Here is an 11263-nt window from a genome sequence, read left to right on the forward strand (position 1 = left end):
ATATATTTCTATTTAATTATTTTAATATGTTTTTTTACTTTGTTTCATATTTTTTAATTTTTTCTTTTAATAATTTTATTTCGTCATCTTTAGATGCTATAACATCATCATATTTAATTTCACGTTCACACCATTCTTTATTAAGCAAATTTATAAATGAAGCCATCTCATCTACACTTCCTGACATACGATTAAATAAAAGAAGATTTTGTTTAATAACTTCTGGAATTTTTTTATGAGTATAACTCAGCTGATGATCTATTTCTCCGTAACCTTCCTCAAATATAGTCCTTACCTGAATTTCTGCAATGACTCTTTGACTTGTTGGAAAAAATTCTATAAGATAATGAACAGATCTATAACCAGATTTTCTTGATTTAATTTCTATGTTTAACTCTTCAAACCTTTTGGTATCATCTCCTTCTCTTACATTGGCAGTAATTTCAATAACTCTCCATGTATTTAAAATTGATTCATGTATGTATTCCCAGTCCTGCTTAAAAATATGAATTGCTCTTATACCTATTAAATCAGTAATCTCTTCTTTATAGTTAGAAACATTAAATTGAAAAGTTTCTCCATACTTTTTCTTTCTATCAGCTGTTTTTCTAATAATTTTTTCAACTAATCTTTCAGGATTTTTTACTCTAGCCTTAACCGTATGAACTTTACTATGTCGTCTTAATGTTCTGGCTATAAAATCTGCTTGTGTTTCATAGGTATCTCTATATTTTTTAAAATCATCATATATTTCTACTAAATCATCCCATTGTATCTTATTCTTATTAATATCCTCCTCAATTAAAGGATATTGCTTAAGAAATTTTTCTTTTACTAGTTTGCTCTTCATATATCATTACTCCAAAATTATAATTTTTTTAATATATCAAAATATTTTATTATACTTATTTTATTTCATAAAAATAATTTTACAAGTAAATATTTCTTAGATATATAAAATTTTTCTTATATCCTTGTTATATGCTATCCTTTAGTCCTTTCCTTTAGAAGTTTTATTTATGCCCTTTCCTTGCAAGCTATATATGAATTTATAATTTACCAATTACTGTAAATAATTGTATCATATATTATTTCTTCTTTCAACAAATCTTGTATTAATAATTTACTTATTTTACGAAATATTCTTACTTATCACTTTAGAAAGTAAGTAATTTATATATACTAGCATTTTTGCTTACTTAACAAGTTTTTATGTAAAATAAAATTATATTCTCTATTCTCTTTATCTAAGATCTGATTTTTATCAAAAATTCCTTTTTAGGTGAAATAAAGATATATTTTACTCTCCTATCCAAAGTTCCACTATAGCTCCCTTTTCAGGATGATTTCTTAAAATTAATTTTCCATTATGAAGTTTAGCAATAATTTCTGTTATATATAGTCCTAATCCGTAATGGCCATCTCTTTTGCGTGAATTATCACCTCTGTAAAATTGATTAGTACAATATTTTAAGTCCTTTTGTGAAAATCCCTCTCCATTATCATGCACTATAAATTTAAAACTTTTTTCTTCCTGTTGTACTAAAAATTCTATTTCATCATTTTCTTCCGAGAATTCTATTGCATTTTTAACTATATTAAGCAAAGCTCTTTCCACTAAATTTTTATTAATAGATATATATTTTTCTTTTATACATACGTTATTATCTTTATTTGTTTCAAATTTAAATTTAATATTACCTAATTCACACATCTCTTTGGCCTTTACATATATTTCTTCTAAAAAAGATTGCAACTTTATTTTTTCTCTAATAACATTCTTTCTGGCACTGGTTCTAGATGCTTCAAGCATTGTCTGCATTAATCCTTCTATTTGTTCACCTCCACTTAAAATACCTTGGATATGTTTTTCTTGTTCCAATGTTATTTCCGTTTCTAATAATAAATCTGCATGCCCATATATAACCATAAGGGGTGTTTTAACATCATGTGTTATAGCCGAAATCTGTGTTTTTCTCTCTTCTTCCATATCCCATTGTTCCTTTAACGAAATTTTTAAAGCATTTCTCATCTCAACAAATGCACTATCTACTAAATTAATTTCCCTAATCTTAGTATGCGAAAATTCAAAATCTAAATCTTGATTTGCTATCTTATTTGCCGCATCAATAAGTTCTTTAAATCCAATGTTAATTTTTCTAGAAATATTTCTAGCTACTAAATAAACTAATACAATAATAGTTCCTAGGTTTGTTATAGTAAAAAGATTTGATGGATTTATAAAAATTTTATTTAAAATGGGTTTAGTATATGTTGTAGAAATTTTATAATGAATAACTATCTTTTTATCTTTTGTTCTAACGCTATAAAATCTTTCTGAACTTATCATCATATCCTTAAAGGAAACACCTTTTTTTAAAGCTTCTTTTGCATATTTTAAGTCTTTACTTTTTATATTAAACTCTATTGGCTCTTCATGATTATTATATATAGCGTATTTATATCCTTCTGGTAATTCTTTTTTGTTAAATCCATTTTTTATTATATTTTGCTTAACTTCCGGAAACAATTTTTCAAAATAATTAGCAGGATTTACAATATGCATCTTTACTGAAAATATGAAAACAAACCAAAACAGTAATGTTATTAAAATTGATCCTATAACTGTTTTTATAGTACCTTTTAGAATCATCCTTTTAATACTTATTTCTTTACTTCCCATTTGTACCCTATCCCCCAAACTGTTTCAATGTTACTTTTAGACTTATATTCTTGAAATTTACGACGTATATTTCTTATATGTTCTGTTACTGTAGAACTAAATCCTTCACTATCAAACCCCCAAATCTTTTCATAAATTTGATCTTTAGAAAAAACTTGACCTTTATGAGTTGCTAAAAGTTCACTTATCTTATATTCACTAGGGGTAAGAGGTACCTTTTTATCTTCTATATAAATTTCTGAAGCTGTTATATCAAAAGCTACATTTTCAATAATAAGCCTGTGTAATTTTTCTCTTTTTTCTCTTCTTAAATGTGCTTCTACCCTTGCTCTTAATTCTACTATTCTAAAAGGTTTTATTATATAATCATCTCCACCCACTCCAAGTCCTAGTACAGTATCTTCTACACTAGATTTAGCCGTTATAAATAAAATTGGACAATCTACATTATCTCTAATTAATCTACATACCTGAAATCCATCCATTTCAGGCATCATTACATCCAATAAAATTAGTTCTGGTTGTTCTAACGCCATCCTTTTAGCTTCTGTTCCATTTGTAGCCGTATATATAATATGACCATCTTTTTCTAAAACCTGTTTTAATAAATCTAACAATTCGAGATCATCATCTGCTATTAAAATTTTTGCCATAAATATTCCTCCTTATTTAATAATAAAAAACTAGACTAAGTTTTAAACTATTCACTTCTTAATATAGTTTTATAATATTCCTTTATGATATAGCTTGTAAAATTACTCCTTTAATCTACATAGTCAAACCTATTCCATATTAATTTTAAAAACATGCCTATTACAATTATAATTAAACATTCAAAAATAATTATAGTAGGTGATTTATGTTTAGATAAAATATCATAAATATAATTTAAAGGAGATATTATATAATACCTAAAGGATGTAACTAAGTATGATGTTGACACTAAAATTGCTATTTGCACTATAAATGCAAGCACTGTATTCTTTATAAAGGTACCTACTATAGAAAATATATAGCTAATTAAGATTATCTCTACTAAATAAATTAGATATACCCTTATATTAAATATAAAACTCTCCCAAAAACTTATGTTACTAGAATTAAATAATAACTTTGTATAACTTATAGTAGGCATCATAAACATGGAAAATATATAACTTGAAATAAAGATTGTAGATAAATATAAAAAATCTATTATTATAAGAGTTATTAATTTGCTTAAAATAATCTGTCCCTTTTTATAAGGTCTTAACAGTATCATCCTTAAACTACCTAAATCTCTTTCTTCACCTATAATTGTATTTGTAATAAAAGGTATTATTATAAAAACTATTTCGATACACCTATTACATATCATTCCTTGAGGATTATTAAATCTATCTGCAAAAATCATTATAGCCCACTTGGATGTTCTATAATTAATTCCAGAAAATAATTTAATACTGAATAACTTAGTTATTATTCCTACTAAAATAAGAGAAAAAATAAAAATCAAATATATACTTTTTCTATGAAACAATCTATAAAGTTCACTTTTTAAAAGTTTTATCATTTCTTCACCCCATATAACTTATTTATTAATCTACATAATCATATTTTTTCGTATAAATTAAAGTTAATAAAGAAAAAATTATAAAATAAGCACTCAAAACCCCTAATATTATTTTTCTAGAATTATTCACATTTGCAATAAAAGATGGTACTCCAGTAACTTGAAGTTGATTTATGGTTATATATTGAAAGGTTTCAAACTTTATTTTTCCTAAAAAAGCTAACTTTTGTACTATATCTGTATAAAATATATCCATTATCACAATAGCTAGCCCTATTGAAATTGTAACTAGTTTATTTTTTGATATCACAGAAATAAATGTCATAAAAGTTACCATAGCCATAATTATTAAATATGATAATCCATAGAACTTTAAAGTATATAAAAACGCTGAGGTTCCTTTAATTTTCTTATAATTTAAAAATGTATATGCAAACTCAACCTTATTAAAAAATAAACTTCCTATTATTTTAGATAAAATAAAACAAACTACAAAATCAATAAAAATAATTAAGGAAATTATAATTGCTTTACTAAATACAATATTCCATAAACTATATCCTCTAGTTGATTGCATTCTAATTGCACCTGATTTTAATTCTTCCGTTATAAATATAGAAACATAAAAAATCACTAAAATACTCATTATAACCATAAACTCTTTGTAAATTATCAAATATGGTAGACTTATATTCGAAGCAAATTTAGGAATATTTTCTTTTGTATTGGAAATAACTATATTATTTTTAAGAAAATAATTGCACAATAATCCTATTAAAAGTGGTATAGATAAAAAGGATAAAATCATTACTTTACTATGAAAAAATTTATAGAATTCACCTTTTATTAATTCCTTCATATTAATTTCCACCACCTATAATTTTAATAAATGCTTCCTCTAAGCTTTCTTCTCCATATTCATTTAAGATTTGTTTTTTATTTCCTTGTTGTAAAATTTTGCCTTCTCTAATTATAATGTAATCTGTACTTATTTTTTGTAACTCATCTAAAAGATGACTTGATATAAAAAAAGTTATTCCATTTTCTATGTTTAACTTCAAAATAAGCTTTCTTAAATCTTTTATACCTATAGGATCAAGTCCATTAGTTGGTTCGTCTAAGATTAAAAACTTAGGTTTATTTAAAAGTGCTTGAGCAATTCCTAGACGTTGCTTCATACCTAATGAATAATTTTTTACCTTTTCATATTCTCTTCCTGTAAGCCCCACTATATCAATTACTTCTTCAATTCGTTCTTTATAATCACATTTTTTTAATTCTTTATCCAAAATAATCAAAGCCATTAAGTTTTCATATGCTGTCATGTAAGAAAAAAATATAGGATTTTCTACAATCGCTCCAACTTCTTTCATAGCTAAAATTCTATTTTTAATTAGGATTCCATTTATCTTGATCTCTCCTTTTACACCAATAAGTCCAGTTAGAGCCCTTATGGTTGTAGTTTTTCCTGCTCCATTAGGACCCAAGAATCCTACTATACTTCCTTTCTTAATATTAAAACTTATATTATCCAAAACCATCCTTCTTGATAAAGTTTTTGTAAGATTTTTAACTTCTACAATGTTACTCATTTTCATCCCTCCACAATTCAATTTTCAAGAACATCATATAAAATACTTTTCAAGAATTTATCAAGAAAATAAAAAAATAGACTTTATCTTCCTCATTATATTGAGTAAATAAAATCTATTTTTCTATTGCAATAATATCTTTATACTTTATGTTAAATTTAACGCTTTTTAATATCCTTTTTTATTTTATTATTAACTAAAATTTCATGTAGGTTTCCTTTTGGATTATATTCTCTACTTTCCTGAACTATAAATCCCCAAATCATACTAAATGATAATAAAAGTATAACCATAATCATACTAATAATATTTAAATATAGTCTATTTTCTCTCCAATGTCTTATTATTTGTATTACACCAGTACAACACATTAATATTGATAAAACTATACCTATTACAAAGATAATTTCCATATTAAAAGTATTAGTTACCATTAAAAAGGTTAACACCATAAACGAAATTATTGGATATAGATAAACTTTTCCTTCCATTATAATAACCCCCTAAAATTTTATCCTTCAGTTTAAATAAATCAATACTAAAATAATCCATACCCCATATATATTATATACTAAATAACATAATAATTATTATGATTACAACATATTTGTTTTACAAAATTTCTAAATTTTCCTTAAATAATTCTTATAAATTTCATAAATATAAAAAGAACTATAGATAATTTTTTATTATCTATAGTTCTTTAATTAATACTTTTAAACTATATACTTCACTTTCCACATCTTAATCCATTATAATTCTTTTTTTAAATTTTCTATTTTCTTGTCAATTTTTTCTATATATTCTTCTAAGGTTAAATGATTTTTCATTATATATGTAGCATTATCTACTCCTACATATCTATAATGCCAAGGTTCATATTGATATTTTGTTATATCTTCTTTATCTTTGGGATATCTTAAAATAAATCCGTACTTATAACAATTTTCCTGTAACCATTTAAAATCATCTGTCTTTTCAAAATTTTTATCTAAATTTACACGGTTTACACAAGTTAAATCTAAAGTATAACCTGTTTGGTGTTCTGATGATCCTGGAGGAGCTACTGCTTCTTCAGCCCTCTTTTTACTTCCTTTTACTTCTATTTCCTGCTCAAATACTTCTACTTGAACATTATATGCTCTATAGGCAGAAATACCCAAAAGATCTATTCTATCTTTTTTAGCTGCTTCAAACATTTTTTCTACAGCACTTGCAGCTACCTTTTCCATTTTTGTATTAGTAGCCCACTTATTAAACTTAATCTTTGGTACAACTAAATTATCTGGAATATCATTTTTGTTTAACTTATGAGTACTCTTATTGACCAAAATCATATATTTATCATTTTTAATTTTTTCTAATTTAGCTATATCTTTTTTTATATTTTCTTGTTTTATTTGCTTTTGTTCTTTCTTTTGTTCCTTCTTTATATCATTATGTTCATTAACTATCTTAGTCTTTTCTTTAGTATTATGCGAATCTATTTCTAACATTATGCCAGTTATTATTCCCATAATTATTATCCCTATCAATAGTATCTTCTTTTTCATATATTGTATTTTCTCCTTAAACTTCACTTTCAAGCAATTAATCTTATAAAAAATATATCCTACAAAAAATTATATAAAAGTTTTATAGTTTACTTACATTATATCACTTTAAACATTAATTAGCATATTTAAACAACTTTTTATTAAAAACGTAAATTTTGGCTTAATAATTTTAAAAGACTGCTCTCTAATTTACAAAACATTTGCCTTTCCACTTTCCACTTTTCCATCTAAAATACATGATTATTCCTCTAATCCATTCATCTAAAGCAAGCGCAATCCAAATTCCATTTAATCCTAAATTAAATGGAATAGCCAATATATATCCAGCTCCTGCACCTAATATCCACATAGATACAAGTCCAACACATACCGGAAATTTTACATCTCCTGCACCTCTTAAACAATTTATTATAACTAAATTAAAAGCTCGTCCTGGTTCTAATATAATATCAATCAGTAAAAGTTTTATTCCTAACGATATTATTTTTTCGTTAATTGTAAAAACACCTAATATATATCTTCCGCAACTTGCAATTATCATAGCAAGTAATAAGGATACTAAAATAGCCTTTTTTAAAGAGGATATACCTAAGCTATAAGCCGATTCTGTATCACCTTTCCCTATAAGTCTTCCAACCAATATACTTGAACCTTGACCAATGGAAACAGCAAATACATATACAAACATAATAATATTATTAGCATAATTATTAGTAGTCATAGCCTCTATACCAATTAAAGTCAAAATCATTGTAATTACAATTTGCATTAAACTATATGAAAGTTGTTCGCCTGCAGTTGGCAATCCTATAATAAGCATATTAATTAAATCTTTTTTAGGAAACTTCTTAAAATATCTTAATGAAAAATCTTTTATAACCTTTGTAAATAGAAAATATCCTAAAATAACACAACCAATTGTTTTACTTAGTACAGTAGCTATTGCCGCCCCCTTAACACCTAATATTGGTCCTCCACAGTTTCCAAAAATCAATATATAGTTACATATAATATTAAGCACATTCATAAAAAAAGTTACATACATACAAACTTTTGTATAACCATGTGCCCTTATAATAGCCGTAAATGTCATAGCCATGGACTGTATAAATAAAAAACCACCTACAATATTTATATAACTTGAGCTAATTAAGATTAAAGAATTATCTATATTCATATACTTTAAAAGAATTTCACCACTAAACACTAAAACTATACTTAAAATAGCTCCTATTAAACCATTAAATACTATGGAAACTCCCGAAAGTCGAATTATATTTTCCTTAGGATCTTTCGTTCCTAAATATTGTGAACACAAAATCATAGTTCCTGCAGTTATAATCCCAAAAATTAAATTTATCATGCTTATAATCTGGTTAACCGCTCCTACAGCTGCTACCGAATTATCAGAAAACCTTCCAAGCATAAAAACATCCATACTTCCTAAAAACATAAAAAGTAAAGTATCAATAAAAATAGGCCAAGTTATTTTAAATAATTGTTTTTCAACACATTCATTGCTCATCTTATCCCCCATGGTATTATATATCATCTTAATATTTTAGACTTAAATTGCTAAACCTAAACTACATTTTTATCACTTACATACCATAATTTATAATTTAACATAATATTATATTTTAAATCAATACCATTATTATCCCATTGTATACTTATCTTAGAAATGTTATTATCTTAGAATATAAAATAATAAGGAGTTTTTAACATATGCCATTTACTTTTTCACATATAGCAGCCGTTTTACCTATAAAAGAAAAATTTAATAAATATTTTAATTTTACTGGCTTAGTACTAGGTAGTCTAGCACCTGATTTTCAATATTTCTTAAATTTTAAACCTATGGGTAATCTTGGGCATACTCTTGTAGGTTTCATTGTATTAAATTTACCACTTTGTTTTTTAATAGCTTTTTTATTTCATAAGATAATAAAAAAATGTTTTATCTTACATATGCCTACTCCATTTGATAGGTGGTACATTCATTATGCATATACTCCTTGGAGTTTAAATTCCATAAAAGAAATTTTTATCTTTATTTATTCTACATTATTGGGAATGTTAACTCATATAGTATGGGATAGTTTTACTCACTCTACAGGTAAATTTGTACTTTTATTTCCACAATTACGATATAATATTTTTATTTTAAATTATGCAATACCAATCTACAAATTATTACAACATGGTAGTACTCTTATAGGAACCTTTTTACTTGTTATATATATGTATAAAAAAAGAAATCTTAAAAGAACTCCTAAGTTTATTTCTCTTAAAAATAAACTTAATTATTATATTATTATCATATTAAATATATTGTTATTTATTTTTATAGGATTTTTTACCCGTCACATTACTGTCCATTCAAAAAGTATTGGAAGTTTAATAATTACATTTTTAAATGGTTTATTTGTAGGTTGTATCCTTGCATCCATTAATACTAAACATTATTAATATATATAAATAAAAAAACAAATATTTATCTTAATAATAAATATTTGTTTTTTTATACGTTGCTTTGATTTATTACATTTTATACATATACATTGTATGTTTTTTTAATTCTTTCTTATTTATTATTATATCGCCCGTGCTATTGTAATTTTTCATTTTTTAAATCTACCCCCAAAAACTTCATCATTTTTTCATAATTATTTTCGGCATCTTCATATCCATTATTAAAAAGCTCTAATAAATTTTCAGAATGTGTTTCTAATCTACTAACCCTAATAGGTTTAGAAGGTCTTAAAACAAAAACTTTTCCTTCTTTCTCTAACTTCTCTATAAGTGCTAAAGTTTCATTATATTTTTTATATCTATTTTTTATTGATTTTACTAGATTGGGATATTTTTTGTACTTTAATTTTATTATTCTATAAAGCTTATTAGGCGACTTTCTATAATCTTTATTTCTTGTAAGAATTATTATATTCTTTTCAATACCATCTTCCATTGCTTTAAGTATTGGAATAGAATCTGATATGCCACCATCTAATAGTTCATAATTTTTATATTTCAATATAGGTGATATTAATGGTAATGAAGATGATGCTTTAATAACTTCCATATTCTCAGTTATATCATTTTTATTAAAATATATAGCTTCTCCAGTTTTACAATCTGTTGTTCCTATTAAAAATTTGCATGTTGAATTATCAAAAGTATCAAAGTCAAAGGGAATATATTTTTTGGGTATTTCATTAAAAATAAAATTCATACCAAAAATAGAACCTTCCTTAATATAATTTCTTAATCCTATATATCTTTTATCACCTATATAATCCATACTTACCTTAATATTTCTTCCTTTTTGTTTTGATATATATGACATAGCATTACATGCACCAGCTGAAACTCCTATAATATATTGAAAGTGTATATTTTTGTTTAAGAAAAAATCTAATACTCCAGCAGTATAACTCCCTCTCATTCCTCCGCCTTCTAATATCAATCCTACATTTTGAATATCCAATTTTTTCATCCTTTCATATGTAGCCTACTATTTTTTAAAACTAACTTTTATTATATGTGTAAAAACACTAATTATATAATATATTATTGCAATGTTGACCTCATTAGTAAATACATATACAAAAATGTTTACTAATTATAAACAAACTTAAATGTATAACACTTAATTTTTAGGTAAATAATAATTTTAACCTCACACCTTATTTTGAATAAAAATTCTTTGCTCATTTTATTAGTTCTTAAAAATGAAAAGGGGCTGTCGCATTAGCATAAAAATTTATACTAACGCGGCAGCGTTTTTTGTGTTTTATAGAAAATTTAATAATATTTTACCTTCTATAAGATTAATAATTTAAAAATGTCGCACTTTAATAAGCCTTTAGTATTAAGG

11 protein-coding genes are annotated in these 11263 nt (G+C 24.7%); 1 reads left to right on the forward strand and 10 read right to left on the reverse strand.

All coding sequences use genetic code 11. From position 1 onward, the window contains the following. Positions 1–34: 34 nt before the first annotated feature. The 9 genes from QOZ93_RS11545 to QOZ93_RS11585 form a co-directional block, all read right to left on the reverse strand. The gene (locus tag QOZ93_RS11545) at positions 35–850 is read right to left on the reverse strand and encodes a GTP pyrophosphokinase (RefSeq protein ID WP_307356628.1); all 816 of its coding nucleotides are present in this window, start codon (positions 848–850) and stop codon (positions 35–37) included. Between the two features lie 450 nt (positions 851–1300). Next, on the reverse strand, positions 1301–2683 hold the full coding sequence (locus QOZ93_RS11550) for a HAMP domain-containing sensor histidine kinase (RefSeq protein ID WP_307356630.1): 1383 nt from the start codon (positions 2681–2683) through the stop codon (positions 1301–1303). Beyond that, entirely contained in the window at positions 2665–3336 is a 672-nt protein-coding gene (locus QOZ93_RS11555) for a response regulator transcription factor (protein WP_307356631.1), read from the reverse strand. Before QOZ93_RS11555 ends, QOZ93_RS11550 begins: the two co-directional genes overlap by 19 nt. Positions 3337–3446: 110 nt before the next feature. After that, complete coding sequence (locus tag QOZ93_RS11560) at positions 3447–4235, reverse strand: ABC transporter permease (RefSeq protein ID WP_307356633.1); 789 nt, start codon at positions 4233–4235, stop codon at positions 3447–3449. A gap of 25 nt (positions 4236–4260) precedes the next feature. Continuing rightward, positions 4261–5094, reverse strand: a complete 834-nt coding sequence (locus QOZ93_RS11565) for a hypothetical protein (protein WP_307356634.1) — start codon at positions 5092–5094, stop codon at positions 4261–4263. A gap of 1 nt (position 5095) precedes the next feature. Beyond that, positions 5096–5827 (reverse strand): ABC transporter ATP-binding protein, encoded by a 732-nt coding sequence (locus QOZ93_RS11570; RefSeq protein ID WP_111940393.1) that lies wholly within the window; start codon positions 5825–5827, stop codon positions 5096–5098. Between the two features lie 158 nt (positions 5828–5985). Next, positions 5986–6318, reverse strand: a complete 333-nt coding sequence (locus QOZ93_RS11575) for a hypothetical protein (protein ID WP_111940391.1) — start codon at positions 6316–6318, stop codon at positions 5986–5988. 261 nt (positions 6319–6579) lie between these two features. Continuing rightward, positions 6580–7380: a M15 family metallopeptidase gene (locus tag QOZ93_RS11580; RefSeq protein ID WP_307356635.1), complete on the reverse strand. Its 801-nt coding sequence runs from the start codon at positions 7378–7380 to the stop codon at positions 6580–6582. Positions 7381–7567: 187 nt separating this feature from the next. Further along, positions 7568–8908, reverse strand: a complete 1341-nt coding sequence (locus tag QOZ93_RS11585) for an MATE family efflux transporter (RefSeq protein WP_307356637.1) — start codon at positions 8906–8908, stop codon at positions 7568–7570. A gap of 203 nt (positions 8909–9111) precedes the next feature. Here QOZ93_RS11585 and QOZ93_RS11590 point away from each other — a divergent pair, with 203 nt between their 5' ends. Further along, positions 9112–9855 (forward strand): DUF4184 family protein, encoded by a 744-nt coding sequence (locus QOZ93_RS11590; RefSeq protein WP_307356639.1) that lies wholly within the window; start codon positions 9112–9114, stop codon positions 9853–9855. Between the two features lie 139 nt (positions 9856–9994). Here QOZ93_RS11590 and QOZ93_RS11595 read toward each other — a convergent pair whose 3' ends face one another. After that, positions 9995–10867, reverse strand: coding sequence for a patatin-like phospholipase family protein (locus tag QOZ93_RS11595; RefSeq protein WP_111944324.1), 873 nt, complete (start codon positions 10865–10867; stop codon positions 9995–9997). Between the last annotated feature and the right edge of the window lie 396 nt (positions 10868–11263).

Source organism: Hathewaya limosa (assembly GCF_030815255.1).
Lineage (GTDB): Bacteria > Bacillota > Clostridia > Clostridiales > Clostridiaceae > Hathewaya > Hathewaya limosa.

What these genes read in the sequence shown, in the direction of transcription:
- QOZ93_RS11560 (WP_307356633.1), bottom strand. Translation starts at nt 4,235, where the DNA reads ATGATAAAACTTTTAAAAAGTGAACTTTATAGATTGTTTCATAGAAAA.
- QOZ93_RS11580 (WP_307356635.1), bottom strand. Translation starts at nt 7,380, where the DNA reads ATGAAAAAGAAGATACTATTGATAGGGATAATAATTATGGGAATAATA.
- QOZ93_RS11565 (WP_307356634.1), bottom strand. Translation starts at nt 5,094, where the DNA reads ATGAAGGAATTAATAAAAGGTGAATTCTATAAATTTTTTCATAGTAAA.
- QOZ93_RS11550 (WP_307356630.1), bottom strand. Translation starts at nt 2,683, where the DNA reads ATGGGAAGTAAAGAAATAAGTATTAAAAGGATGATTCTAAAAGGTACT.
- QOZ93_RS11545 (WP_307356628.1), bottom strand. Translation starts at nt 850, where the DNA reads ATGAAGAGCAAACTAGTAAAAGAAAAATTTCTTAAGCAATATCCTTTA.
- QOZ93_RS11590 (WP_307356639.1), top strand. Translation starts at nt 9,112, where the DNA reads ATGCCATTTACTTTTTCACATATAGCAGCCGTTTTACCTATAAAAGAA.
- QOZ93_RS11575 (WP_111940391.1), bottom strand. Translation starts at nt 6,318, where the DNA reads ATGGAAGGAAAAGTTTATCTATATCCAATAATTTCGTTTATGGTGTTA.
- QOZ93_RS11585 (WP_307356637.1), bottom strand. Translation starts at nt 8,908, where the DNA reads ATGAGCAATGAATGTGTTGAAAAACAATTATTTAAAATAACTTGGCCT.
- QOZ93_RS11570 (WP_111940393.1), bottom strand. Translation starts at nt 5,827, where the DNA reads ATGAGTAACATTGTAGAAGTTAAAAATCTTACAAAAACTTTATCAAGA.
- QOZ93_RS11555 (WP_307356631.1), bottom strand. Translation starts at nt 3,336, where the DNA reads ATGGCAAAAATTTTAATAGCAGATGATGATCTCGAATTGTTAGATTTA.